The sequence below is a fragment of the Cupriavidus sp. GW822-FHT03E04 genome, from assembly GCF_058801495.1.
In genome coordinates, this window is the sequence record NZ_JBXANI010000003.1 from 186,269 (window position 1) to 211,140 (window position 24,872).

Sequence of the window (24,872 nt, forward strand, 5' to 3'; positions counted from 1 at the left end):
AAAACTGACAACCGGGCACAAGAATCCGGCCGCCGAACGGACATCATGACCTACGCACTGCTCAAAACTATTGACGACCCCGCAGCCCTTCGCAGGCTGGACCGCCGCCAGCTCAAGACGCTGGCCGACGAACTCCGCGCCTACGTGCTCGAATCGGTGTCGCAAACCGGCGGCCACCTGTCGTCCAACCTGGGCACGGTCGAGCTGACCATTGCCCTGCACTATGTGTTCAATACACCGGACGACCGCGTCGTCTGGGACGTGGGGCACCAAAGCTATCCGCACAAGATCCTGACCGGTCGCCGCGACCGCATGCATTCGCTGCGCCAGTGGGGCGGCATCTCGGGCTTCCCGCGCCGCTCGGAAAGCGAGTACGACACCTTCGGCACCGCGCATTCGTCCACCTCCATCTCGGCTGCGCTGGGCATGGCGCTGGGTGCGCGCACGCTGGGCGAGAAGCGCGTTTCCATCGCCGTGATCGGCGACGGCGCGATGACCGCCGGCATGGCCTTCGAGGCCATGAACAACGCCGGTGTCTACAAGGACCTGCCGCTGCTGGTGGTGCTCAACGACAACGACATGTCGATCTCGCCGCCGGTGGGCGCGCTCAACAGCCACCTCGCGCGGTTGATGAGCGGCAAGTTCTACGCGGCCACCAAGAAGGGCATTGAACGCGTGCTGTCAGTGGCCCCGCCGGTGCTCGAGTTCGCCAAGCGCTTCGAGGAACATGCCAAGGGCATGATGGTGCCGGCGACGCTGTTCGAGGAATTCGGCTTCAACTACATCGGCCCGATCGACGGCCATGATCTCGAATCGCTGGTGCCGACGCTGCAGAACATCCGCCAGCGCGCCCTCGAAGGCGGCGGCCCGCAGTTCCTGCACGTGGTCACCAAGAAGGGCCAGGGCTACAAGCTGGCCGAGGCCGACCCGATCCTGTACCACGGCCCCGGCAAGTTCAACCCGGCCGAAGGCATCCGCCCGTCGACCAAGCCCGCCCGCAAGACCTACACGCAGGTGTTCGGCGAATGGCTGTGCGACATGGCCGCCGCCGATCCCAAGCTGGTGGCGGTGACGCCGGCCATGCGCGAAGGCTCCGGCATGGTCGAGTTCGAGAAGCGCTTCCCCAGCCGCTACTACGACGTGGGCATCGCGGAGCAGCATGCCGTGACGTTCGCCGGCGGGCTGGCCTGTGAAGGCCTCAAGCCCGTGCTGGCGATCTACTCCACGTTCCTGCAGCGCGGCTATGACCAGCTGATCCACGACGTGGCGCTGCAGAATCTGCCGGTGGTGTTCGCACTCGACCGCGCCGGCCTGGTCGGCGCCGACGGCGCTACCCATGCTGGTGCCTACGATATCGCGTTCCTGCGTTGCATCCCCAACATGATGGTGATGACGCCGGCCGACGAGAACGAATGCCGCCAGCTGCTGACCACCGCGTACCAGCAGGATTGCCCGACCGCCGTGCGTTACCCGCGCGGCGCCGGCACGGGCGTGGCGACCGAGGCCGCGCTCACCGCGCTGCCGGTGGGCAAGGGCGAGATGCGCCGCACGGGCGGGGCGCGCGCCGGCCAGCGCGTGGCTTTCCTGGCGTTCGGCTCGATGCTGCATCCGGCGCTGGGCGCGGCCGAGGCGCTCGACGCCTCGGTGGCCAACATGCGCTTCGTCAAGCCGCTTGACGAGGCGCTGGTGAAGAAGCTCGCGAGCGAGCATGACTACCTCGTCACCGTCGAAGAAGGCTGCGTGATGGGCGGCGCTGGCAGCGCGGTGCTCGAAGCGCTGGCCGCCGCCGGCATCGCCATGCCGGTGCTGCAGCTCGGCCTGCCCGACCGCTTCGTCGATCATGGCGACCCGGCCTTCCTGTTGTCGCAGTGCGGGCTGGACGCCAAGGGCATCGAGCAATCGGTGCGTGAGCGCTTCAACCTGGCCCAGCCTGCCGTCGCCACCCGCGCGGCCTGAGCCAACGGCGCGCCCGCAGCTTGCGGGCGCGCCGGTTTTCCTGATGGTTTCCTGATGCCATCACCCGTGCATCCCGTACGGGTATCGCCCCGCTCGTGGGCAGTCAAAGGCAAATTCCCTTAGAATCCCAGGTTCTGTGTTCGCAGCTGCGGGAAGCCATCGGCTTTGCCATCCCCGCGGTTTCACACTCGTTGCGCGGCAAGGTTGACTGCGAAAAATGCCGCGACCGTAGAGGAAACCTGATCGATATGAATGACATCAATCCCGCCTTTGTGATGCCCGACGTGCAGTCGAGCCTCGATACCCGCCAGATCCCCATCCAGCGGGTTGGCGTGAAGGGCGTGCGTTACCCCCTGTCGCTGAAGACGCCGGCTGGCGTACTGGCCACCGTCGGCACCTTCAATCTCGATGTGCACCTGCCTGCCGACCAGAAGGGCACGCACATGTCGCGTTTCGTCGCGTTGCTGGAAGAAGAGCGCGAGCCGCTGGAACTGGCGAGCTTCCGCACGCTGCTCGACAAGATGCTGGTCAAGCTGGAAGCCGAGGCTGGCCGCATCGAAGTGACCTTCCCGTATTTCATCAACAAGACCGCGCCGGTATCCGGCGTGCAATCCTTGATGGACTATGAAGTCACGCTGATCGGCGAAGTGCGCAACGGCGCCACCAAGGTCTTCCTGAAAGCCCTGGTTCCGGTCACCAGCCTGTGCCCGTGCTCGAAGAAGATCTCGCAGTACGGCGCGCACAACCAGCGCTCGCACATCACCATGAACGTCGAACTGGCGGCCGACCTGCCGGTCGAGGCGCTGGTGCGCATGGCCGAGGAAGAAGCCTCGTGCGAGTTGTGGGGCCTGCTCAAGCGCCCGGACGAGAAATTTGTCACCGAGCGCGCTTACGAGAACCCCAAGTTCGTCGAGGACCTGGTGCGCGATATCGCCATGCGCCTGAATGCGGACGATCGCATCGTGGCCTATGTGCTGGAGGCCGAGAACTTCGAGTCCATCCACAATCACAGCGCCTACGCCGTGATCGAGCGCGACAAGCGCGCGCAGTAATCCCGCCGTGCCGCAGTAAAAAAAGCCACCGTAAGGTGGCTTTTTTTACTGCATCGAAGCGTTCGCTTCAGGCGGCGGGGCGCTCCGGCAGCCGGATGTCTGACAGCTCCCAGCGCGGCGTCACGCCGTAGCCGTAGTCGCGCTTGGCCAGCTCCGGCGCGGCTTGCAGCCGCATGGCGCCGGCGAAGGCGATCATGGCGCCGTTGTCCGTGCAGAAGGCCAGGTCCGGATAGTAGACCTCGATCTTCTTCTGCGCGCCAAGCTGGTTCAGCCGCTCGCGCAGCTGCCGGTTGGCGCCCACGCCGCCGGCCACCACCAGGCGCCGGTGCCCGGTCTGCTTGAGGGCGGCCATCGACTTGGCGGCCAGCACGTCGACGATGGCATCGACAAAGGAACGTGCCAGGTTGGCCCGGTCCTGCTCGCACACATTGCCCAGCTTGCGGGTTTGCGTGAGCACGGCGGTTTTCAGGCCGGCGAAGGAGAAATCGAGGGTGCCCGAATGCAGCATCGGACGCGGCAGGGCGTAGGTGCCGGGCACGCCGAACTCGGCCAGCCGCGAGACTTCGGGGCCGCCCGGGTAGCTCAGGCCGAGCAGCTTGGCGGTCTTGTCGAACGCTTCGCCGGCGGCATCGTCCAGGGTCTCGCCCAGCAAGGCGTAATCGCCGATGCCGCGCACTTCCATCAGCTGCGTGTGCCCGCCCGAAACCAGCAAGGCAACGAACGGGAATGGCGGCGGATTGGGTGTCAGCAGCGGCGACAGCAAGTGGCCTTCGAGATGGTGCACGCCCAGCATCGGCACGTTCAGTGCGAAGCCCAGGGCGTTGGCCACCGATGCACCCACCAGCAGCGCGCCGGCCAGGCCGGGGCCTTGGGTGAAGGCAATCGCATCGATGTCGGCGCGGGTGCGGCCGGCTTCGTCGAGCACCTGCTGCAACAGCGGCAGCACGCGGCGGATATGGTCGCGCGAGGCGAGCTCAGGCACGACGCCGCCGTAGTCGCGGTGCATGGCGATCTGCGAATGCAGGGCGTGGGCGAGCAGGCCGGCTTGCGTGTCGTAGAGCGCGAGGCCGGTTTCGTCGCAGGAGGATTCGATGCCGAGGACAAGCATGGGGCAGGCAAGGCCGGCATCAGCGAGGCCGGCAAATCAAGGGGTTGGAGCGGCCTGACGACCATCGGGCCGGCAGCCGGGCATTAGGCCAGCAGGGTAGCACAGCGGCGCTGGCCATGCTTTTCGCTACAATCGCCGCTTCTTCCGCAGGCACTAATCAGGCATTCATTGGGCAAGACAGACATGGGCAGCAAGCAGACCACAGAGACCGGCCGGGCCGGCGCGCGCGCAGGGCGCTTCGACGTGGCGGTGCTTGGCGCCGGGGCCGCCGGCATGATGTGCGCCGCTGTGGCGGGGCAGGGTGGCGCCAGCGTGGTGCTGATCGACCACGCCACCAAGGTGGCGGAGAAAATCCGCATCTCCGGTGGCGGGCGCTGCAATTTCACCAACCTGCAGGCGGGGCCGGCCAATTTCTTGTCGGCTAATCAGCACTTTTGTCGTTCCGCGCTGGCCCGCTACACGCCGCAGGATTTCCTCGCGCTGATGCGCAAGCATGAGATCGACTGGCACGAGAAGCACCGCGGCCAACTCTTCTGCAACGACAGCGCCGAGCAGGTGATCGAGATGCTGCGTGCCGAATGCGGCGCGGGCAACGTGCACTGGCGCACCGGCTGCGGCGTGGACGAAGTCAGGCGCGAGGGTGACGATTTCCTGCTGATGACGGCAAGCGGGCTGGTGCGTGCCGGCGCGCTGGTGGTGGCCACGGGCGGCCTGTCCATCCCGAAGATCGGCGCCACCGACATCGGCTACCGCATCGCCCGCCAGTTTGGGCTGGGCGTTGTCGAGACGCGCCCGGCGCTGGTGCCGCTGACGTTCGACGGGCAGGGCTGGGCGCCGTTCGTGCCGCTGGCCGGCGTGTCGATGGAGGTAGATATTGCGACGGGTAACGGCAAGACGGCCGGCGCTTTCCGCGAGGACTTGCTGTGGACCCATCGCGGCCTGTCCGGCCCGGCCGTGCTGCAGATTTCCAGCTTCTGGCGCCCTGGCACGCCGATCACCATCGACCTGTTCGACGGCAACGACGCCAGTGAATGGCTGCTCGGGCAAAAGGGTGGCAGCCGCAAGCACCTGGCCAACCTGCTCGCCGAGCGCCTGCCGGCGCGTCTGGCCGACGCCTGGTGCGCGGCAGCGGGCCTGAACGGCGCGCAGCCGCTGCACGATATGCCGGACAAGGCACTGCGCCGGCTGGGCGCGGCGCTCAACAGCTGGCAACTGGTGCCGGCAGGCACCGAGGGCTACCGCAAGGCCGAGGTCACGCTTGGCGGCGTGGACACGCGCGCGCTGTCGTCGGCGACCATGATGGCGTGCACCGTGCCCAACCTGTATTTCATCGGCGAGGTGGTCGACGTCACCGGGTGGCTGGGCGGGTACAACTTCCAGTGGGCGTGGGCATCCGGCGTGGCCGCCGGGCAGGCCGTGGCAGAGAGCGCAAGGGCCATGGCGGCGGGGACAGCCTGAGTGTCGTAAGCAGCATGGCGGCAAAAAAACCGCCATACGGGCTTGACAGCGGTTGTGCTACACTTGTAGCTTTCGTAAAACCGCTAACAGCTGCTACTTATTTCAGCAAAATGACCACGATCCACCTTAAAGAAAACGAGCCGTTTGAAGTTGCCATGCGTCGTTTCAAGCGCACCATCGAGAAAAACGGCTTGCTGACTGAATTGCGGGCTCGCGAGTTTTACGAAAAGCCGACGGCGGAGCGCAAGCGCAAGAAGGCCGCGGCCGAAAAGCGCCACTACAAGCGCATCCGCAGCCTGATGCTGCCGAAGAAGATGTACTGAGCGTACCCTTCGCGTTCCGCATCAAAACCCGCTGTGGGCAAGGCTCCGGCGGGTTTTTGCATTGGCGGCCCGACGGCCGGCGTTGCGCCTGCCGGCACCATCCCGGCACCATCCCGCCCAAACTTTCCTGGAATAATGCGATGTCCCTCAAAGCCCGTGTAACTGAAGACATGAAGGCCGCCATGCGTGCCCGCGAGACCGAGCGCCTCGGCACCATCCGCCTGCTGCTGGCTGCCATCAAGCAACGGGAAGTGGACGAGCGCATCGAGCTCGACGACACCGCCGTGCAGGCCGTGATCGAGAAGCTGATCAAGCAGCGCAAAGACTCCATCTCCCAGTTCACCCAGGCCGGCCGCACCGACCTGGCTGACAAGGAAAGCGCGGAAATCGAAGTGCTCAAGGTCTACATGCCGGCGGCCCTGTCGGATGCGGAAGTGGCCGCCGAAGTGCAGGCCGCGGTCACGGAAACCGGCGCCACCGGCCCGCAGGACATGGGCAAGGTCATGGCCGTGCTCAAGGCCAAACTGGCCGGCCGTGCCGACATGACCGCCGTCTCCGGTCTGGTCAAGGCCGCGCTGGCGGCGCGTTGAGCGGGGCGGGCCGCCAGCTGGCACCTGGCGGCCGGAGGCCGCGGAGTACGGCTAAAGGCACTTTTTGCCCGGCACCCCTCGCCGGCGCTGGCTGCAATCCGTTGCGTCTGCACTACAATGTAGTGTTAAGAGGCCGGAAAGCGCAGTGCCGGTCACGCACTTCATGAACCAGATATCGCCGCTGCCCGGTACCACGGGCAGTTCGGCCATAGGACGACAAGCCGGGTGATTCCGCAATCCTTCATTCAGGACCTGCTCAACCGTGTCGACATAGTCGATGTGGTGGGCAAGTACGTGCAGTTGAAGAAGGGCGGCGCCAACTTCATGGGGCTCTGCCCCTTTCACAACGAGAAGTCGCCGTCGTTCACGGTCTCGCCGACCAAGCAGTTCTATCACTGCTTTGGTTGCGCAGCGCATGGCTCGGCCATCGGCTTCCTGATGGAATACTCGGGGCAATCCTACCCCGATGCTGTGCGCGAGTTGGCGCAATCGGTCGGCCTGTCCGTGCCCGAGGAGCGCGACCGGCTGCCGCCGGCCCAGCGCGCCGAAGTGCAGGCGCGCTCGCTGGCGCTGTCCGATGCCATGACCCGCGCGACCGAGTTCTACCGCAAGCAATTGCGCAGCGCGCCGCAGGCGATCCAGTACCTCAAGAGCCGCGGCCTGACCGGCGAGATCGCGGCGCAGTTTGGTCTGGGCTATGCCCCGGACGACTGGCAGGGGCTGGAGTCGGTGTTCGGCAATTATCGCGACGATGCGATCGCCGGGCCGCTGGTGGAAGCCGGCCTGATGATCGAAAGCGCCGAGAAGCGCGACGCCGACGGCAAGCCGCGGCGCTACGATCGCTTCCGGGACCGCATCATGTTTCCCATCCGCAGCACCAAGGGCCAGGTGATCGGCTTTGGCGGGCGGGTGATGGGGCAGGGCGAGCCCAAGTACCTGAATTCGCCGGAAACACCCCTGTTCAGCAAAGGCACCGAGCTATATGGCCTGTTCGAGGCCCGCCATGCGATCCGGGAAACCGGCTATGTTTTGGTGGTCGAAGGTTATATGGACGTGGTGGCCCTGGCTCAGCTGGGCTTTGCCAACGCCGTGGCCACGCTGGGCACGGCCTGCACGGCAGTGCATGTGCAAAAGCTGTTGCGCCAGACCGATGCCGTGGTGTTCTCGTTTGACGGCGACGCGGCCGGGCGCCGCGCGGCGCGCCGGGCCCTGGAGGCCTGCCTGCCGTACGTGGCGGACAACAAGACCATCCGCTTCCTGTTCCTGCCCGCCGAGCACGACCCGGACAGCTATGTGCGCGAGCAGGGCACCGACGCGTTTGCCGCGCAGGTGCGCGATGCCATGCCGCTGTCGCGCTTCCTGCTGCAGGTGGTGTCGGAGGGGCAGGAGCTGCGCCAGGCCGAGGGGCGCGCCCGCGCCCAGTACGAGGCCAAGCCGCTGCTGCAGTCCATGCCTGCAGGCGGCCTGCGGTTGCAGATCGTGCGCGAGCTTGCCGATGCCACCGGCACCACGCCGGCCGAAATCGAAGCCGTCTGCGGGCTGGCGAGCGACCCGGCGCGGGTCGGACGCTTTGCCCAGCCGCGGCCGCGCACCAAGCGCCAGGCCCCCACCGGGCTGGAGCAGCGGGTGCTGCAGTTGCTGATGCGCTACCCGCAGCTGTCGAGCCGGCTCGACGCCGATAGCCGGGCACTGCTGCTGGAAGACGAGCAGGCCGACGCCGAAGTGCTGGCGCACCTGGTGTCCGCGTGCGACGAGTTGCAGGGCGAGGTGAACTTCGCGGCCTTTAGCGAGCATCTCGCACAGTCGCCGTACGCCGAGGTCTACGCCAATGTGCGCGCCGCGGTACTGCGTGAAGAGATCGATGAGGAACCTGCCGAGCAGGAGTTCGATACCGCCATCGCCAAGCTGCTGGCGGGGCCGTTGCGCCGCGAGCTCGACATGCTCCAGCAGTCGGTGATCATGGGCACTGCGGATGAGCAAGGCAAGAGCCGCATGCGATGGCTGGTCAGCGAGATCAATCGCCGGCGGCAGTTGGGTTGAATTGGGTTGAATCGGGTTGACCGTCCGGTAGGTCGGGCAAGGTGGGTGGTGACAAATAAGTGAGGGCTTGGCGCGGCATGGCTACGCTTAAGCCTTGATTTTTCAGGTGAAAACCTCACCTGTTGGGAAGCCGGCTAATTGCTAGTGCTACAATAGCCGGTTTGGATAGCGAGATCTTTCTCTCCCCTTCTGGTGAAAGTGAGCGTGCCAATGGCAAAGGCCAAAGCAACCGAAAAGGTTTCCACTAAAACTCCCCAATCGGGGAGCGGCAAGGCGTCCGTGAAAACAACGGCGGCTGCGAAGACAGCCGCGTCAGTCAAGGCGCCAGCCCAGCCTGTGCCAGCTAAGACAGCTCGGAGCGCCAAGGCGCCCGCAGCGTCCACTTCCACCGGGATCCGCCCGTCCGAAAACCTGAAGCCCTCGACTTCGGCACACGAGAGCGGCGATAGCGCCAATACAAGCGGCAAGCACGCCGCATCTGTACCTGTGAAAGGCAAGAGTATTACCGTGGCGAAACAGCAGAATACCGAAGTCGAGAGCAAGAAAGCGGCAGCGACCAGCGCCAAGACCGGAGACGCCAAGCCAGGCGCCGCCGAGCCCGAGGCCACGCCGAATGCCACAACTTCCGCCCCCGTTGCATCCGAGCGTCCCGCCGCTCCGGCAGTCAAGCCGGAGCCGAAGAAGCGTGGCCGCAAGCCCAAGGCCGGAGCGCAGCACGACGACAGCACACCAGACGACGTGACTGAAGAGCTTTACGAAGACGAGATCCCCGCGGCGGCAACGCCGACTGCAGCGCCCAAGAGCGAAAAGCAAAAGGCTCGCGACCGCAAGGCCAAGGAAAAGGCTCTGCTGAAGGAGTTCGCCTCGACGCAGCAGGGTACCGAGGAAGAACTGGAAGTACGCCGCCAGAAGCTCAAGGCGCTGATCAAGCTCGGCAAGTCGCGCGGCTACCTGACGTACGCGGAAATCAACGATCACCTGCCGGACGACATGGTCGATTCGGAAACGATTGACACGCTGGTCGCCACGCTCAACGACATCGGCATCGCCGTCTACGAGCAGGCGCCGGACGCGGAAACGCTGCTGCTCAACGACAATGCCCCGTCCGCCACCAGCGAGGAAGAAGCCGAGGAAGAAGCTGAGGCCGCGCTTTCCACGGTGGACTCCGAGTTCGGCCGCACCACGGACCCCGTGCGCATGTACATGCGCGAGATGGGCACGGTGGAACTGCTGACGCGCGAAGGCGAAATCGAAATCGCCAAGCGCATCGAGGCCGGCCTGAAAGACATGGTGATGGCGATCTCCGCCTGCCCGGTCACGATCTCCGAGATCCTGGCCTTGGCCGAGCGCGTTGCCAGCGATGAAATCAAGATCGACGAGTTCGTCGACGGCCTGATCGACCCGAACGCCGCGGACGTGCCCGTGGCCCCGCCGGCTCCGGCCGTGGTGGCGGCTGCCGAGGAAGACGAACTGGAGTCTGACGGCGAAGAATCCGACGAAGACGAGGATGACGATGCCGGCGGCCTGGCTGCCTCGGCACGCCAGCTCGAAGAGCTGAAGCTGGCCGCGCTGGAAAAATTCCGCGTGATCGCCGAGCAGTTCGACAAGATGCGCCGCTCGTTCGAGAAGGAAGGCTACAAGTCCAAGTCCTACGTCAAGGCCCAGGAAGCCATCCTGAACGAGCTGATGAGCATCCGCTTCACCGCCCGCAATGTCGAACGCCTGTGCGACACGCTGCGTGGCCAGGTGGACGAAGTGCGCAAGCTCGAGCGCTCCATCCTGAAGATCGTGGTGGACAAGTGCGGCATGCCGCGTGCGGATTTCGTCGCCCGTTTCCCGGGCAATGAGACCAACCTCGAGTGGATCGACACGATTATCAAAGACGGCAAGCCGTACAGCACCATCGTCGAACGTAATGTGCCGGCCGTGCGCGAGCTGCAGCAAAAGCTGATCGACCTGCAGATGCGCGTGGTGCTGCCGCTCAAGGAGCTCAAGGAAGTCAACCGCAAGATGAGCGAGGGCGAGAAGCGCGCCCGCGAAGCCAAGCGCGAGATGACCGAGGCCAACCTGCGCCTGGTGATCTCGATCGCCAAGAAGTACACCAACCGCGGCCTGCAGTTCCTCGACCTGATCCAGGAAGGCAATATCGGCCTGATGAAGGCGGTGGACAAGTTCGAATACCGCCGCGGCTACAAGTTCTCGACCTACGCGACGTGGTGGATCCGCCAGGCCATCACCCGCTCGATCGCCGATCAGGCGCGCACCATCCGTATCCCGGTGCACATGATCGAAACGATCAACAAGATGAACCGCATCTCGCGCCAGATCCTGCAGGAAACCGGCAACGAGCCGGATCCGGCAACGCTGGCCGAGAAGATGGAGATGCCGGAAGACAAGATCCGCAAGATCATGAAGATCGCGAAGGAACCGATCTCCATGGAAACGCCGATCGGTGACGACGACGACTCCCATCTTGGCGACTTCATCGAAGACACCAACACGCTGGCCCCGGCCGAAGCGGCGCTGCACGGCTCCATGCGCGACGTCGTCAAGGACGTGCTGGATTCGCTCACGCCACGCGAAGCCAAGGTGCTTCGCATGCGTTTCGGCATCGAAATGAGCACGGACCACACGCTGGAAGAAGTCGGCAAGCAGTTCGACGTCACCCGCGAGCGGATCCGCCAGATAGAAGCCAAGGCATTGCGCAAGCTGCGTCACCCGAGCCGCTCGGATAAGCTTAAGAGTTTCCTTGAAGGCAGTTGATCGGTATCATGCCGGTCTGACTTTCCAGGGCCTCTAGCTCATGCTTGGTTAGAGCAGCGGACTCATAATCCGTTGGTGCCGTGTTCGACTCACGGGAGGCCCACCATTGTTGAAAAAGCCCCGCAGATTCCTGCGGGGCTTTTTCTTTGCCGCGTCGGACTTAAGCTAAGCAGGCTGCCCTACTTGTCCATGCCGGCAGTGGGCGATTTCTTCTGGCTTGGCACCTTGCCAGCCGGCTTCTTGGTCGAAGCCTTTGAGTCGGTGAGCGCCGAGGCCGTGTTCTGGTTGGCACCCTGGGTGTACGGGTCAAACTTGTCGTTGGCCTTTGCGGTGTCTGGCACGTAGCCGTCCTTGTTGGTAGCGCGTTCGGCATCGGGTACGTAGCCGTCTTTATTGGTCGTGCGTTGAGGGTCCGGCACATAGCCGTCCTTGTTGGTGCTACGCATGTTGTAGTCGTAGCGATCCGCTGGATTTGCGGGGCCTGCGGCGTAGACGGTAGCAGGCAGGAGAACTGCAATTGCCATTGCGATAGCGATCTTCATGGATGACTCCTTCCAATCAAAGTCGATGCAAAGCCGATGACCCTCGCGCGCTCAACTGGCGCAACGGTCCGCCTATTAGCGTAGCCGTCAGGCTTGCAGAATTCCAGTGATCATTTTGCTGCCCGCCTGTGGCTGAGCTCATGTCTGCAGTTCGCTACTTCAACCGCATCCAGTGGCAACGCGGCCGGCCGGGCCTGCCGCGTTTGCTGCGATCGCCGTGTCTTCCTCCGTTTCCTTGCCATCGCGCCGGAGGTACTATTCTGACCGGGCTCAGGCAAGGAGGGTGTATGCCGCAAGATTTCCACACCAGTCGCAAAGCGCATCGCATTGCCCTCGCCGGAGCATGCTTGTTGGTTTCTTGCGCCGTTGCCCAGGAGGCCGCGCCGCCTGAGCTCCAGCCCGCCGACGTCCATCGTACGATCGCGACCCTGCATGCGTCCGGCGTGCAGATCTATGTATGCAAGCGCGATCAGGGCAGTGCATTGGCGTGGGCGTTCAAATCCCCCGAAGCGGATCTGCGCGACGATTCCGGCAAGCTCATCGCCCGGCACTACGCCGGGCCGACCTGGGAGGCGCCGGACGGCAGCAAGATAACCGGCAAAGTACTGCGGCAGGCCGCAAATGCCAGGGCGCCCGACAGCATTGCGCTATTGCTGTTGCAGGCGACGAGTTCCGGAGGGGCGGGCTTGCTAGCGGGAGTGCATTACGTTCAGCGCTTGAACACGCAAGGCGGCATTGCGCCCGCTCAGGCCTGCACCGAGGAAGGACAGGAAAGCCGCGTGCCTTATCGCGCGGACTATGTATTTCTCGAATAGACGCGTCTCGTCGAGGCAGGCGCGTTCGTTCCGATGGCGTTGCCGTCCGCGCCGCTCGGGCGAGCCGCGCAGCACCAGGCCTTCAAAGCTTCTGCACGGCAGCCAGGTCGAATATCTTCGCCCAGCGCAACGCCTCCTTCCGGCTTGCCATCGGGATCTGCCAACTGCGTCGCGCTTGGTGTTCGAGACGTAAGGCAAGCATCCATGCGCTGCCGTTCTCCAGCGCGGTGGCACTCGCTATATCGGCAAAAATAAACTTCGCCTGCTGTCCGTCGACATCCAGTGCGCCACGCTTGCGCTCCGGATCCACGTGCATCGTCCCCCATGCGCCCTCCAGCGACAGGATGCGCTCGCCCTTGATCTTGACGCCGTGGATCGCGCGGTAGCGGCGGACCAGGCTTGCGACGAATGCCACGAGCAGCGCCGCGCAGAACAAGACGGCGGTGGTCCCGGCGATCGCGCCATAGGCTGCGGCCACCGTGGCGTACAGGCGGACCGCACCATAGATGAGGGCACCGATCAAGGCGAGGCCGGCGATGATGAATGGCACGTCTTTTCCCTTAAAGAAACTGTGGTGAATGAACTAGCTTGCGGCTAATGCGGCTATGGCCGCTGCGGCGTGACCGATGTGCCGAAGGTATTGCCCATGCGGTGGCTGGTCGCCGAGTAGTTGAACAGCCCCAGCGCGTTGGAGGGACGCTCCACGATAGCCTCGGACGCCAGCTTGCGCTCCGAGGGTGGCTGGCCGGGGGTGGGCTTGGGGCTTAGCTTCTGCGTCAGGCAAGGAAACGACGGGGCCCGCATGCCATTGACTTCGACCTCGACACAGCTCGCCGTGCCGTCCCCCGTTGGTGGGGATGCTTCCGCAGCGAGTAGCGGGCAGGCCGCGCCAAGGCTACCTGCGGCAATCACTACAGCGTTCAGCCATCCGCGCATTTCGTGCTCCGTCTTCATTGATTGCCAACCACGCCATTGGCGACATGCCTGAAGTGTAGCGCTCCATTCCGAGTAGCGCGGCATGCAATTGCCCTGCGATATCGCCGCCGTTGAGGCGCATCGCCATGCCCCGCGCCGGCACATGAAGCTTTCGTGACAAACGACAGTCGGCGCGCGGGCCGTTCGTCTAACCAATCGTACGCGGCGCTGAAATGATGACCGCTCATCATGGCCTCATCGGATGCGATCGCTTACGACTTGCCTCTGGTCGAGGCGCCGGCGCAAGGGAACGACGGCAATTGTTTCGCAAGGGATTGAGCAAACACATGCATGACAAGAACAAGAACGATGTGTCCGCGCGCTGGAGGGCGCTATGTCTGGCGGTGCTAGGACTAGGGACGCAGGGAACCGCGATGGCGCAGGCCCCCGCTGCCACCGAGGCGGCAACGCCTGGCGTGCAGGCCGATGCGCAACGGCGCGTCGACATCAACGAGTACATCGTGCGTGGGAACACGGTGCTGGATGCGCGCGCGATCGAGCGCGCGGTCACGCCTTACCTTGGGCCGAAGCGCACGCTGAAGGATATCGAGGGCGCGCGCGATGCGCTGCTGGCGGCCTACCAGGCAAAGGGATACCAGTCGGTCTACGTGGACCTGCCTGAGCAGCAGGCGGTTGGCGGCGTGGTCTTCCTGCAGGTGAGCGAGACCAAGGTGGGTCGCGTGCGTGTGGTGGGAGCGCAGTACAACTCGCCGGTAGAGGTGCGAGAGCAGGTGCCCGCGCTGGCGGAGGGCGCGGTGCCGGACTTCAACCAGGCGCAGACGGAGCTCACTGCCTTGAACCGGACCGCGAACCGGCAGGTGATGCCGCTGGTCAGGCAAGGCGCGCTGCCTGGCACCATGGACGTTGATCTCAAGGTCGAGGACAGCAGCCCGTGGCGGGCAAGCGTGGGCCTGAACAACGACTACAGCGCGGATACCAAGCAACTGCGGGCCACGGCTTCGCTGGGCCACGACAACCTCTGGCAGCTGGGGCACAGCGCCTCGGTCAGCTTCTTCGGCGCCCCGCAGGACCTGAACCAGACCCAGGTGTGGTCCGGCTCGTATGTGGCGCCGCTGCGTGGCACTAACTGGGGCCTCGAGGCTTCCGGCTACAAATCGGACAGCAACGTCGCGACGCTAGGCGGCACCAATGTATTGGGCAAGGGCTATGCGGTTGGCGTGAAGGCCACCTACACCGTGCCGAACACCGGCGCATGGTGGCACGCGTTCAGCGCCGGCGTGGACTTCAAGGACAACGACGAGGTGACGCGCCTTGGCAGCGCCGGCGATACGGTGCCGCTCAAGTACGCGCCGATCACGCTCGGCTACTCGGGCTTTGGCCAGACGGAGCGCGGCACCTATGGCCTGAACCTGTCGCTGGTCGCGGGCACGCGCAGCTTCCTTGGCTACGGCAGCACCGCGCAGCAATTCGACTACAAGCGCTACAAGGCGTCGCCGAGCTTCATGGTGCTCAAAGGCGATACCAATGGCTCCTACACCTTCGCGGGCAACGCGCAGCTGGGCTGGCGCCTGGCTGCCCAGATCACGGATTCCCCACTGGTCTCGAACGAGCAGATCGCGGCCGGCGGCATGAACTCGGTGCGCGGCTACCTGTCCGCCGAGACCACCGGAGACTATGGCGTGGTCGGGTCCGTGGAAATGCGCACGCCGCCGCTGGCCTTCTTCACTTCCGTGGTTGAAAACTGGCGTGCTTACCTGTTTGCCGATGCCGGCCAGGTCCGCCTGCGCGATCCCTTGCCCGAGCAGAAGAGCAACGTCTCGCTCGCCTCGGTGGGGGTGGGCACTACGTTCCGCCTCGGCCAGAAAGTTACCGGGCGCCTGGACCTGGGCTATCCGCTCAAGGACGGGCCACGCACGCAGCGTGGCGACCCGCGCGTGAACTTCAGCGTCACCGCCAGTTACTGAGCGCGTGCGGCGCGCCGCTTCCAACCTGATACATCGACTCCCGACGAGCTAACCGAGAACCACTGTCATGCGACGCATCCTTTTGCTCGTGCTCACGCTGCTGAGCACACTCCTGCCGGACCTGGCCCATGCCTGGTGGCAGCCCGACTGGGCTTATCGCAAGCCGATCACGATCGACGCCGGCCCCAAGGCCGGCGCGATCGGCGGCGATGCCGGGCGTACCCCGGTGCTGCTGCGCCTGCATACCGGCAACTTCAGCTTTGAAGGCGTGAGCGAGACTGGCGCCGACCTGCGCTTTGTTGCCGCCGACGACAAGACCGTGCTTAACCACCAGATCGAACAGTTCGATCCGCTCCTGGGCATCGCGCTGATCTGGATCGACGTTCCGTCGGTCTCGGCGGCGGGCCCGCAGCAGCTGTGGATGTACTACGGCAACGCCAAGGCGCCGGCATCGGGCAATGGCCAGCGGACCTTCGACCCTGACTACACGCTGGTCTACCACTTTGCCGAAGGCAGCGTGCCGGCACGCGACACCACGGCCTACGGCAACCACAGCCAGACCGCAGTGGTGAGCGTCGATGGCACGGTCATCGGCAAGGGCGCGCAGCTCGGCGCCGCCCCGCTGGTGCTGCCGTCGTCGCCGTCGCTGGCGCTGGCCGCGGGCGCGCCGTTCGGCTTCTCCGCCTGGGTGCGCCCCGAGAAGCTCGGCCCGCAGCAAGCCGTCTATGCGCGCCGCGATGGCGCGGGCGAACTCGTCATCGGCATCGACCAGGGCGTGCCGTTCGTGCAGGTCAATGGCCAGCGCAGCAATCCCGGCCAGCCCGTGCAGGCGGGGCAGTGGTCGCACCTGGCAGTCAAGTCCGATGGCAAGAGCGTGTCGCTGTATGTCGGCGGACGTCCTGCCGCGTCGCTGGCAACTGCCTTGCCGGCGCTGAACACGCCGGCCACGCTCGGTGCCGACGCGGCGGCGGCCAACACGCCGGCCGCGGCGACCGCGCTGAGCCCGTTCACCGGTGCCATCGATGAAGTGCGCTTGTCCAAGGTGGCGCGCCCGGATGCGCTGATCCTCGCCGACGCCGTATCGCAAGGTGCCGAATCGCGCCTGGCCGTGTTCGGCGCGGACGAGCAGCAGGCCGGAAAGAGCCATTTCGGCTTCATCCTCGCCGCCATGCCGCTGGACGCCTGGATCGTGGTGGGCCTGCTCGGCATCATGATGGCGCTGTCGTGGGCCATCATGATCAGCAAGGGCCGCAGCTACGGCGCCACCTCGCGCGCCAACGCTGCCTTCATGGTGCATTTCCGCGAAGCGGCCGGCGCGCCGCTGGACCAGCTGGCCAAGAGCAACCGCGTACCCGAGGCCGTCAAGGCGGATTCGTCGCTGTGGCGCTTGTATGAAATGGCGGTCGAGGAACTGCACCGCCGCCATCAGATGGGCTACGACCTCAACGCGGTCTCCGACGCGACCATCAGCGCGATCCGCGCGGCCATGGATGGCGTGATGGTGCGCGAGAGCGAGCGCATGGCCAAGCGCATGAACTGGCTGTCGACCACCATCGAAGGCGCGCCATATGTGGGCCTGTTCGGCACCGTGATCGGGATCATGCTGGTGTTTGTCGTGGCGGCCATGGCCGGCGCGGTGGATATCAACTCGGTGGCGCCGGGCATGGCCGCGGCCTTGCTGTGTACCGCCGCCGGGCTGGGCGTCGCGATTCCCGCGCTGTTCGGCTACAACTGGCTTGCCTCGCGCTCGGATTCGATCGGCGCCGACATGGCGGTGTTCGTGGACGAGTTCGCCACGCGCCTGGCCGAAGAGCAGGGCGAGGGACGTCGCGTCCCCGCTGCCCTGCACCGGGCTTAAGGGGAGCGCGCGGCCATGGCATACGCAGCCAAGTTCGGCACCAAGAAGCGCACGGGCGGCATCAACATCACGCCCTTCGTCGACGTGCTGCTGGTGGTGCTGGTGATTTTCATCCTGACCAGCAATGCCAGCATCCCGGGCATCAAGGTGGACCTGCCCAAGGCGAGTTCGTCGGTCGCGCTGGAGAAGCCCAAGACCAAGGCCATCACGATCGACAACGCGGGCCAGGTCTTCCTCGACGCCTATCCGGTGACGCTGCCGGAGCTGGAGGAGCGCTTGCGCACGGAGAAGGCGCTCACGCCGGATTTCCCCGTGATCGTGCGGGGCGACGCCGCCGTGCAGTACGCGAAGGTGGTGGAGGTGCTGGACCTGCTCAGGCGCATCGACCTGAACCAGATCGGCCTCGTCACCGGCAAGCCGGCGTGAGGAGAGTCGGGTGAAACATCGTGATCCAACTCTTCCGCCCCGGCAGCGTGCCATCGCCTTGTGGCGCCGCTGGGGCGGGCTGATCATCGGCGCGCTGGTCATCATCGGGCTGGCCGTGCTGGTCTGGCGCTTGCTGTCCGACACCGCCAGCACCAAGCGCGAGGTGGCGGCCACGCCGATGCTGGTGCTGCCACCGCCACCGCCGCCGCCTCCCGAGCCCGAGAAGCCGCCCGAACCGGTGCCGGAGAAGGTCAAGCCGGAAGTGGTCGAGCCCGAGCCCAAGCCGGCGGACCCGCAGGAAGCGCCGAAGGACGACGCACCCCCAAGCCCGTCGAAGGATCTCGGCGACCCGGTCACGATCGACGGCGCGGCGCAAGCCGGCACGGATGCATTTAGCATCCAGGCCGGGCGCGGCGGCGGCATGACCGGCGGTGGCGGCGGGCTGGGCAGCAGGTCCTATTCGAGCTACGTCTCGGGTGCCTTGCAGCAGGCCTTTGCGCGCGACCAGCGCACCCGGCAGCTGGCGTTCGAGGACATCCGCATCGAGCTGTGGCTGGACGCCGACGGCCGCGCCACGCGTGCGCAACTGGTGCGCAGCACCGGCAACGCGCAGACCGATGAAGCCGTGCTGGCCATGGTGCGCGATTTCCGGGCCGACGAACGGCCGCCGGCATCGCTGCGCTTTCCGATGCGCATGTCGATCAAGGGGCGCCGGCCGTGACGTGGCCAGCAGGCCGCCGCCGCAAGTCTCACCGCATGCCCAACCTATTCCACCTCATTCTCGTGAACGAACCGATGAACCATCCAGCACACTCCCGCCGCCATGCGGAGCCGGCCCGCAAGACCCACGCGCTGGCCGCCGCCATGGCGATCGCGCTGCTCGGCGCAAGCGGCGCGGGCTACGCGCAAGGCGCGGCACCCGCCGATAGCACCATGGTCAAGCTGATCCGTGGCCTGATGCAAAGCGGTGCCCTGAAAAAAGATGCCGGTGAAGCCTTGCTTGCCCAAGCCCAGACCGAAGCCATGGCGCAGCAGCAGGCGCAGCGCGTGGCGTCGGCAGCGCCGGCCGCCGCTGCCGGCGGGTTGCGCGTGGAGCCGGGCGACGTGCGCGTGCCCTATATTTCCGACACTGTGCGCGACCAGATTCGCGACGAGGTCAAGGGGCAGGTCATGGCCCAGGCCCAGGCCGAAGGCTGGGCGGCACCGAACGAAACGCCGGAGTGGACCAAGCGTATCCGCATCGAAGGGGACGTGCGCGTGCGCGACGAGTCGCGCTTCTACTCCAGCAACAACAGCGATATCGCCATCGACTGGGCGGCCATCAACCAGGGCAGCGGCTTTGACGTCAACCCGAACACCAATCTCTCGCTGCCGCCGCTGGTCAACACGCGGCAGAACCGCGTGAGCCTGCTGCGTGCCCGCGCCAGGTTCGGCGTGCTGGCCGATATTTCCGACAGCACGCATGCGGGCATCCGCATTGCCACCGGCAACGACGACAGCCCGGTGTCCACCAACCAGACCCTGGGCGGCGGCCTGGCCAAGAAGAACGTGTGGCTCGATCAGGGCTGGCTGTCGTACAAGCCGGCGGAATGGGTCAACCTCACGGCCGGGCGCTTCGGCAACCCGTTCGTGTCGTCCGACCTGCTGTTCTCGAACGACCTGAACTTCGACGGCCTGGCCGCGCAGTTCGACAAGGCGTTGCCCAACCGGGACGTCGCGCTGTTCGGCACACTCGGCCTGGTGCCGCTCGAGTATTCCTCCGACAGCTTCCCCAGCCGCAGCCAGAACAAGGCGAGCAGCGAGAAGAAATGGCTGCTGGGTGCGCAGATCGGCGCGAGCTGGAAGCTCAACAACGACAATCGCCTGCGCGGTGCGCTGGCGTACTACGACTTCCGCAACGTCAGCGGGCAGGTGTCGCAGCCTTGCGCGTTGTACGCCGGCGCCGACGGCTGCAGCACCGACTGGTCACGCCCGGCCTTCATGCAGAAGGGCAACACGCTGATGCTGTTGCGCAATATCGCGCTTAATCCGCTGGATCCGGCCGGCACGCCGCAGCCGCAATACGTGGGCCTGGCGTCCAAGTTCCAGCTGCTGGACCTGAACTTCCGCTGGGAAACCAAGGTGGCGGGCAGCCTCGGCCTGCGCATGGATGCGAACTACATCCGCAACCTGGCCTATGACGAGGGCGGCATGTTCTCGCGCGCAAACGGCGGCATCGTCAATAACTTCGGCGGCAGCGGCGGCACCAGCCGCGCGGACTTCAAGAGCGGCGGCAACGCCTATATGTTCCAGGCCACGCTGGGCAAGCCCGTGACGCTGGCCAAGGGCGACTGGAACATGCTGCTTGGCTACAAGCGCATCGAGCCGGATGCCATGCCGGACGGCTACAACGATTCGACCTTCCACCTGGGCGGCACCAACGCACGCGGCTACTACGTGGGCGGCTCGTACGCGCTCGACAAGAACACGTGGGTGACCGGCCGCTGGACGTCGACCAAGGAGGTCTATGGCCCGCCGCTGGCGATCGATATCTTGCAGGTCGAGATCAACACGCGCTTCTAGGAGGGATACCGTGTCATCCACATCACGCTTGCGCGGCGCCTGGCGTCCGCTGGCGCTCGCCGCCAGCTTCATGATGGCCGGCGCAGCGGCTCACGCCCAGCCGGCCCAGACCATGGAAGAGCGCCTGCGCGCCCAGTTGCGCATCACCACCACGCAGCTGCAACAGGCGCAGAACGAACTGGCCGCGCTCAAGGCCGGCGCGCCACATGCCGGCGCCGCGCCATCCGGCGCGGACGCCGACGCGAAGAAGGAACTGGAGCGTGCCCGCGCGCAACTCGCTGCCGAGCGCCAGGAGCGCGAGCGGCTGAGCGACAGGAACCAGCAGGCGCAACAGCAGGCACAGGCGGTTGCCGAGAAGGCCAGCACGCAGATTGCACAGTACCGCAACGCTTATGACGAACTGCTCAAGCTCGCACGCGCGGCCGAGGCGGACCGCCAGCGCCTGGCCCTGGAGGCCAAGACGCAGCACGCCACCTTGGCACAGTGCGAGGCCAAGAACGCGAAGCTCTACGCAGTGGGCCAGGAGATCCTGCGCGCCTACGAGACGGTGGACCTGGGTACGGTGATGATCGCGCGCCAGCCCTTCGCGGCGCAGAGCCGGGTGAAGTTCGAGCAGATCGCGCAGGAGTACGGCGACAAGCTGTACGAAGGGCGCTTCGTGGCCGGCGCTGCGGCAGCCGCCGACGCACCCGCGCAGGCGGCCGCCGAGGTCAAGGCTGCGGCGAGCACCACGAGCACCGCAAGTGCCACAAGCACCACGAGCACCACGAGCGCCACGGGCGCGGCAGAGGCGCCACGCCCATGACGCGCAAAGCCGGCAACGGACCGTGCATGGCGGTGGCGCCGAGCCTGCTGTTGCTGGGGCGTGAGTGTTTTGTCATGTTGCTGCGATGTCATGAGGCGCGCGGGCCAGCGCGCGGGCAAGGCGATGCCGCCGGCCCGCGCAAGCGTTCGCCCGCGCTCACAGAGAAAAAAGGTAAGACACAGATGATTCGAATGAAATCGCACGTCCAGTCCATGCTGCCGCCCGTGCGCACGGCCATCGGCGTCCTGCTGGCCTCGTGGCTGAGCGCAGCGCCGGTGCAGGCGGCGGAGCCCGCACCGGCAAGCGGCCCGGTGGTGGCGCGCGCCGGCTCGGTCACCGTTGGCCAGGATGACGTGGAGCGGCTGCTGCAAGGCCTGCCGGAAGCGGACCGCGCCGCGGCCAGGAGCAACCGCGCGGGCATCGAGAGCTGGCTGCGCCAGCGCCTGGCCAGTGAAGCGCTGCTGCGCGAGGCACAGGGCAAGGGCTGGGCGGAACGACCCGAGGTGAAGGCGCGCGTCGATGCCGCTGTGCGCGAGATCTCCGCGCGGATCGTTGCCTCTACCTACCTGGAGTCGGTCACGCAGTTGCCGGCGGGCTATCCGTCCGAGCTCGAGGTGAAGGCGGCCTATGAAGACGGCAAGGCGAACTTCCAGGTGCCCGCCACTTACCGCGTCGCGCAGATCTTCCTGGCCACCCAGGGCAGCGATGCCGCGGCCACGGCCAAGGTGCGCGACGAAGCCCGCAAGCTGGCCACGCAGGCACGCCAGGGCGATTTCGCGGCGCTCGCCAAGAGCCGCTCGCAGGATCCCCGCGGTGCCGAACGCGGCGGGGAGGTCGGCACGCTGCCGCTGGCGCAGATGCTGCCGGAAGTGCGCGATACCGTTGCCAGGCTCAAGGTTGGCCAGGTGAGCGACCCGGTGCAATCGGCCGCGGGCTTTCATGTGGTGAAGCTGCTGGACACGCAGGCTGGCCGCACCGCAACGCTCGACGAGATCAAGCCGCAGTTGGTGGCGGCGATGCGCCAGCAACGCCAGCAGCAGCTCGTGCAGGCCTATATGGAGAAGCTGGTGGCGCCAGGCGCGGCCAGCATCGACACCGCCGCGCTGGATGCCGTGCTGCACAAGGCGAACTAAAAAGGATGCGGGCGCGGATCACGGCGCCCGGTCACGCAAGCCTCAATCCCGATCCAAGTCCCAATCCAAGTCCCAATCATTTCAACACCAGGATACCCATGAACACCACCGCAACCCAGATCGACACCTCGGCAGACAGCCAACCCGCACTGCTGATGGCAGTGACTTCGGAGCAGGTCTGCGATGCCATCAAGGCCGCCGGCTGCGCCGTGACGGCCATCGAGCAGGACGGCGTGCTGCGCCTGCACAGCGCCAGCCACGGCGTTGGCTTCCAGGTCCTCTGGGGCAACTCGGCTGCGCCGGATGCGTACCTGGATTTCACGCTGAGCTGTCCGCTGCGGGTGCAAGGCGGCGCGTTGCCCGAGGGTGTGCTGGGCGACTGGCATCGCGCCAAGCGCTTCGCGCGCGTCGCGCAGCACGGCGAATTCCTGGTGCTTGAGATGGACGTGGTGATCTCCGGCGGCGTGGGCCCCGACTATCTCACCGTGGCGCTGCAGCTGTGGACGCAGATGATGGGCCAGTTTTTCCTGCATCTGCGCAATTTCCAGCCGGCGGCATCGGATACAGCTGCGGATGCAACTGCGGATGCTCCTGCGCAGGAAGAGGCAGCCGCCGCGTAGTGGCCAACGCACCATGACGAAAGACAGGAACTTCGATGCATTCCCCGATTGAGCCAAGCCGGCAGGCCAGTCCTGCCGCGCGCAAGCTGGCTGCGCCCCGGAAAATGTGGGGGCGTTTGCTCCGTACGCTGGGGCTGGTGGGCCTGGGCCTGGGCGCGGCGTCTTCCGCCGCCGCCCCGGCGCAGCCGTTCCCGCAGCACTGGATGCGCTATGCGCAACTGGCCAGCACGGAGTTCCAGGCGCGGCTGGGGGACCCGGCCGACGCGAGCGCCCTGCGTTTGCAGGATTGGATGCAGGCCCGCGCGCAGCCGTCCGCGTCGTTGGTGATGCGTGTGTGGCTTGCTCCCAATGGCCGTGTGGAGCGCATGGAGTTCGACTCGCTGGGCAATCCGCAGGCCGACGCGGACCTGCGCGCGGTGCTGATGACGAAGGCGTTGCCCGAGCCGCCGCCGCCGGATATGCGCCAGCCCATGGTGCTGGAGCTGGGGCTGGATGGCGCGCAAGCGAGCTGACGTGGCGATGGCTTTGGACCCGGGCCGCCGCGGCGGTCTTGCGCGGCGCTCGCTGGCTTTTGCCACCATGGCGCTGCTTTTCGCGCTGGCGGCAGGCACGGCCGGATGCGCGCCGCTGCAGGCGGCGGCGTGGCGAGCCGCGCCCGATTTCTCGCGGCTGGTCCGCGAGAACGGCCCGGCCGTGGTCAACATCGGTGTGGCCCGCGAGGCGTTGCCCGATCCGCTGCGCGGGCGTGCGCAGGGCCAGGACAATGTCGACGAGACCAGCCTGGGCTCGGGCTTTATCCTTAGCGGCGACGGCTATATCCTCACCAACGCGCACGTGGTCGCGCGCGGGTCCCTGGTCAGCGTGAAGCTGACCGACCGGCGCGAGTTCAAGGCCAGGCTGATCGGGCTGGATGCCGTTGCCGACGTCGCCCTGCTCAAGATCGACGCCACCGGCTTGCCGACGGTGAAGATCGGCGACGCCGCGAGCGTGGAGGTGGGCAGCTGGGCCCTGGCCATCGGCTCACCCTATGGTTTCAGTAACTCGGTCACGGCCGGTATCGTCAGCGCCAAGGGCAGGGTGCTGCCTGGCGCCGAGTACATGCCCTTCCTGCAGACCGACGTGCCGGTCAATCCCGGCAACTCCGGCGGCCCGCTGTTCAACCTCAAGGGTGAGGTGATCGGCATCAATTCGCGCATCTACAGCCGCAGCGGCGGCTATCAGGGTTTGTCGTTCGCCATTCCCATCGATGTGGCCATGCGCATCAAGGACCAGTTGCTGCGCCAGGGCGCGGTGACACGCGGGCGTATCGGCGTGACGGTGCAGGAGGTCTCGCAGGCGCTGGCCGATTCGTTCCGCCTGCCCCGGCCTGCGGGCGCGCTGGTGAGCTATGCGCAGCCCGGCGGGGCCGCCAGCCGGGCCGGCATGAAGCCGGGCGATGTGATCCTGCAGGTGGGCGCGCGCGACGTCGTGCAGTCCGCCGATGCGCTGATCTGCATCGCGGACCTGGCCCCCGGCGTTGTCGTCCCGCTGCGCATCTGGCGGGACCGCGCCGCGCTCGTGCTGGAGGTGCGGCCCGATCGCTTCGACGCGCCACGGGTGGCGCGCACGGCGGCGCCCGGGCACGCGCCGCTGGGCATGATGGTCAGGCCGCTGTGGGCGCAAGAGCGGCAGGTGCTGCGTATCGACGGTGGCCTGCTGGTGCAGCGCGTTAATGCGACTGCGTCGCGCACCGGCATGAACGCCGGCGACGTGATTCTCGCCGTCAACGGCCAGCCGGTCGACAGCATCGAGGCGCTGGCCGACGAGGCCAGCGCGGCGGACGGCGCGGTGGCGCTGCTGGTCCAGCGTGGCAACGCGCGGTTGTTTATCGCGATCGAGACGCAGCAGCCGGCGGGTCCCGGCCAGGAGGAGTGAGCCATGT

Annotated in this window: 22 protein-coding genes and 1 tRNA gene; 19 read left to right on the top strand and 4 right to left on the bottom strand. The window is 66.2% G+C overall.

What is annotated here, in order from left to right:
• Positions 1–45: 45 nt before the first annotated feature.
• Positions 46–1,956: a 1-deoxy-D-xylulose-5-phosphate synthase gene (gene dxs / locus AC1RQC_RS04905; RefSeq protein ID WP_441634475.1), complete on the top strand. Its 1,911-nt coding sequence runs from the start codon at positions 46–48 to the stop codon at positions 1,954–1,956.
• Positions 1,957–2,204: 248 nt separating this feature from the next.
• Positions 2,205–3,008 carry a GTP cyclohydrolase FolE2 gene (gene folE2 / locus AC1RQC_RS04910; protein ID WP_150984189.1) on the top strand — a complete coding sequence of 268 codons (804 nt, stop codon included), beginning with the start codon at positions 2,205–2,207 and terminating at the stop codon, positions 3,006–3,008.
• A gap of 67 nt (positions 3,009–3,075) precedes the next feature.
• Here the strand turns inward: folE2 and tsaD are convergent, their stop codons facing one another.
• Positions 3,076–4,116, bottom strand: coding sequence for a tRNA (adenosine(37)-N6)-threonylcarbamoyltransferase complex transferase subunit TsaD (gene tsaD / locus AC1RQC_RS04915; RefSeq protein ID WP_492882568.1), 1,041 nt, complete (start codon positions 4,114–4,116; stop codon positions 3,076–3,078).
• A 183-nt stretch (positions 4,117–4,299) separates the two neighbouring features.
• Here tsaD and AC1RQC_RS04920 point away from each other — a divergent pair, with 183 nt between their 5' ends.
• From AC1RQC_RS04920 to AC1RQC_RS04945, 6 genes are all read left to right on the top strand, one after another.
• Positions 4,300–5,574: a BaiN/RdsA family NAD(P)/FAD-dependent oxidoreductase gene (locus AC1RQC_RS04920; RefSeq protein WP_492882569.1), complete on the top strand. Its 1,275-nt coding sequence runs from the start codon at positions 4,300–4,302 to the stop codon at positions 5,572–5,574.
• A 110-nt stretch (positions 5,575–5,684) separates the two neighbouring features.
• Positions 5,685–5,897 carry a 30S ribosomal protein S21 gene (rpsU, locus tag AC1RQC_RS04925; RefSeq protein WP_043348281.1) on the top strand — a complete coding sequence of 71 codons (213 nt, stop codon included), beginning with the start codon at positions 5,685–5,687 and terminating at the stop codon, positions 5,895–5,897.
• 140 nt (positions 5,898–6,037) lie between these two features.
• The gene (locus tag AC1RQC_RS04930) at positions 6,038–6,487 is read left to right on the top strand and encodes a GatB/YqeY domain-containing protein (RefSeq protein ID WP_492374005.1); all 450 of its coding nucleotides are present in this window, start codon (positions 6,038–6,040) and stop codon (positions 6,485–6,487) included.
• 225 nt (positions 6,488–6,712) lie between these two features.
• Entirely contained in the window at positions 6,713–8,527 is a 1,815-nt protein-coding gene (dnaG, locus tag AC1RQC_RS04935; RefSeq protein WP_150984193.1) for a DNA primase, read from the top strand.
• Positions 8,528–9,013: 486 nt separating this feature from the next.
• The gene (rpoD, locus tag AC1RQC_RS04940) at positions 9,014–11,290 is read left to right on the top strand and encodes an RNA polymerase sigma factor RpoD (protein ID WP_492827670.1); all 2,277 of its coding nucleotides are present in this window, start codon (positions 9,014–9,016) and stop codon (positions 11,288–11,290) included.
• Between the two features lie 27 nt (positions 11,291–11,317).
• A tRNA-Ile gene (locus tag AC1RQC_RS04945) sits at positions 11,318–11,396 on the top strand.
• Between the two features lie 73 nt (positions 11,397–11,469).
• Here the strand turns inward: AC1RQC_RS04945 and AC1RQC_RS04950 are convergent.
• Positions 11,470–11,832 (bottom strand): hypothetical protein, encoded by a 363-nt coding sequence (locus tag AC1RQC_RS04950; protein WP_492882570.1) that lies wholly within the window; start codon positions 11,830–11,832, stop codon positions 11,470–11,472.
• Positions 11,833–12,119: 287 nt separating this feature from the next.
• On the opposite strand from AC1RQC_RS04950, the gene AC1RQC_RS04955 reads away from it, so the two are divergent.
• On the top strand, positions 12,120–12,647 hold the full coding sequence (locus tag AC1RQC_RS04955; protein WP_492882571.1) for a DUF3455 domain-containing protein: 528 nt from the start codon (positions 12,120–12,122) through the stop codon (positions 12,645–12,647).
• Between the two features lie 82 nt (positions 12,648–12,729).
• Here the strand turns inward: AC1RQC_RS04955 and AC1RQC_RS04960 are convergent, their stop codons facing one another.
• Together AC1RQC_RS04960 and AC1RQC_RS04965 are read right to left on the bottom strand one after the other, a co-directional pair.
• Positions 12,730–13,197 carry a hypothetical protein gene (locus AC1RQC_RS04960; RefSeq protein ID WP_492882572.1) on the bottom strand — a complete coding sequence of 156 codons (468 nt, stop codon included), beginning with the start codon at positions 13,195–13,197 and terminating at the stop codon, positions 12,730–12,732.
• A gap of 53 nt (positions 13,198–13,250) precedes the next feature.
• Entirely contained in the window at positions 13,251–13,583 is a 333-nt protein-coding gene (locus AC1RQC_RS04965) for a hypothetical protein (RefSeq protein WP_492827668.1), read from the bottom strand.
• Positions 13,584–13,909: 326 nt separating this feature from the next.
• Here AC1RQC_RS04965 and AC1RQC_RS04970 point away from each other — a divergent pair, with 326 nt between their 5' ends.
• The 10 genes from AC1RQC_RS04970 to AC1RQC_RS05015 all read left to right on the top strand — a co-directional run bounded on the left by AC1RQC_RS04970 (position 13,910) and on the right by AC1RQC_RS05015 (position 24,865).
• Positions 13,910–15,547, top strand: a complete 1,638-nt coding sequence (locus AC1RQC_RS04970; RefSeq protein ID WP_492882573.1) for a ShlB/FhaC/HecB family hemolysin secretion/activation protein — start codon at positions 13,910–13,912, stop codon at positions 15,545–15,547.
• 67 nt (positions 15,548–15,614) lie between these two features.
• Positions 15,615–17,405, top strand: a complete 1,791-nt coding sequence (locus AC1RQC_RS04975; RefSeq protein ID WP_492827666.1) for a DUF2341 domain-containing protein — start codon at positions 15,615–15,617, stop codon at positions 17,403–17,405.
• Positions 17,406–17,420: 15 nt separating this feature from the next.
• Positions 17,421–17,831, top strand: a complete 411-nt coding sequence (locus AC1RQC_RS04980; RefSeq protein WP_006158977.1) for an ExbD/TolR family protein — start codon at positions 17,421–17,423, stop codon at positions 17,829–17,831.
• A 10-nt stretch (positions 17,832–17,841) separates the two neighbouring features.
• The gene (locus AC1RQC_RS04985) at positions 17,842–18,552 is read left to right on the top strand and encodes an energy transducer TonB family protein (RefSeq protein ID WP_492882574.1); all 711 of its coding nucleotides are present in this window, start codon (positions 17,842–17,844) and stop codon (positions 18,550–18,552) included.
• A gap of 74 nt (positions 18,553–18,626) precedes the next feature.
• The gene (locus tag AC1RQC_RS04990) at positions 18,627–20,393 is read left to right on the top strand and encodes a putative porin (RefSeq protein ID WP_492374014.1); all 1,767 of its coding nucleotides are present in this window, start codon (positions 18,627–18,629) and stop codon (positions 20,391–20,393) included.
• Between the two features lie 10 nt (positions 20,394–20,403).
• A complete protein-coding gene (locus AC1RQC_RS04995) occupies positions 20,404–21,198 on the top strand; it encodes a hypothetical protein (protein WP_492882575.1) in 795 nt (264 codons plus the stop codon).
• Positions 21,195–22,331 carry a peptidylprolyl isomerase gene (locus tag AC1RQC_RS05000; RefSeq protein ID WP_492882576.1) on the top strand — a complete coding sequence of 379 codons (1,137 nt, stop codon included), beginning with the start codon at positions 21,195–21,197 and terminating at the stop codon, positions 22,329–22,331. Before AC1RQC_RS04995 ends, AC1RQC_RS05000 begins: the two co-directional genes overlap by 4 nt.
• Before the next feature lie 98 nt (positions 22,332–22,429).
• Positions 22,430–22,951, top strand: a complete 522-nt coding sequence (locus AC1RQC_RS05005; protein WP_492882577.1) for a YbjN domain-containing protein — start codon at positions 22,430–22,432, stop codon at positions 22,949–22,951.
• 35 nt (positions 22,952–22,986) lie between these two features.
• Positions 22,987–23,463 (top strand): YbaB/EbfC family DNA-binding protein, encoded by a 477-nt coding sequence (locus AC1RQC_RS05010; protein ID WP_492814267.1) that lies wholly within the window; start codon positions 22,987–22,989, stop codon positions 23,461–23,463.
• Positions 23,444–24,865, top strand: coding sequence for a trypsin-like peptidase domain-containing protein (locus AC1RQC_RS05015; RefSeq protein ID WP_492882578.1), 1,422 nt, complete (start codon positions 23,444–23,446; stop codon positions 24,863–24,865). The genes AC1RQC_RS05010 and AC1RQC_RS05015 overlap by 20 nt, the downstream gene beginning before the upstream one ends.
• The last annotated feature ends 7 nt before the right edge of the window (positions 24,866–24,872 follow it).

Coding starts and splice junctions, on each gene's coding strand:
- AC1RQC_RS05015 (WP_492882578.1), top strand. CDS start 23,444: ATGGCGCGCAAGCGAGCTGACGTGGCGATGGCTTTGGACCCGGGCCGC.
- folE2 (WP_150984189.1), top strand. CDS start 2,205: ATGAATGACATCAATCCCGCCTTTGTGATGCCCGACGTGCAGTCGAGC.
- AC1RQC_RS05000 (WP_492882576.1), top strand. CDS start 21,195: ATGACGCGCAAAGCCGGCAACGGACCGTGCATGGCGGTGGCGCCGAGC.
- AC1RQC_RS04920 (WP_492882569.1), top strand. CDS start 4,300: ATGGGCAGCAAGCAGACCACAGAGACCGGCCGGGCCGGCGCGCGCGCA.
- AC1RQC_RS04980 (WP_006158977.1), top strand. CDS start 17,421: ATGGCATACGCAGCCAAGTTCGGCACCAAGAAGCGCACGGGCGGCATC.
- AC1RQC_RS04990 (WP_492374014.1), top strand. CDS start 18,627: ATGAACCATCCAGCACACTCCCGCCGCCATGCGGAGCCGGCCCGCAAG.
- AC1RQC_RS04965 (WP_492827668.1), bottom strand. CDS start 13,583: ATGCGCGGATGGCTGAACGCTGTAGTGATTGCCGCAGGTAGCCTTGGC.
- AC1RQC_RS04955 (WP_492882571.1), top strand. CDS start 12,120: ATGCCGCAAGATTTCCACACCAGTCGCAAAGCGCATCGCATTGCCCTC.
- AC1RQC_RS05005 (WP_492882577.1), top strand. CDS start 22,430: ATGAACACCACCGCAACCCAGATCGACACCTCGGCAGACAGCCAACCC.
- AC1RQC_RS04930 (WP_492374005.1), top strand. CDS start 6,038: ATGTCCCTCAAAGCCCGTGTAACTGAAGACATGAAGGCCGCCATGCGT.
- AC1RQC_RS04950 (WP_492882570.1), bottom strand. CDS start 11,832: ATGAAGATCGCTATCGCAATGGCAATTGCAGTTCTCCTGCCTGCTACC.
- AC1RQC_RS04975 (WP_492827666.1), top strand. CDS start 15,615: ATGCGACGCATCCTTTTGCTCGTGCTCACGCTGCTGAGCACACTCCTG.
- tsaD (WP_492882568.1), bottom strand. CDS start 4,116: ATGCTTGTCCTCGGCATCGAATCCTCCTGCGACGAAACCGGCCTCGCG.
- AC1RQC_RS04970 (WP_492882573.1), top strand. CDS start 13,910: ATGCATGACAAGAACAAGAACGATGTGTCCGCGCGCTGGAGGGCGCTA.
- AC1RQC_RS05010 (WP_492814267.1), top strand. CDS start 22,987: ATGCATTCCCCGATTGAGCCAAGCCGGCAGGCCAGTCCTGCCGCGCGC.
- rpsU (WP_043348281.1), top strand. CDS start 5,685: ATGACCACGATCCACCTTAAAGAAAACGAGCCGTTTGAAGTTGCCATG.
- dxs (WP_441634475.1), top strand. CDS start 46: ATGACCTACGCACTGCTCAAAACTATTGACGACCCCGCAGCCCTTCGC.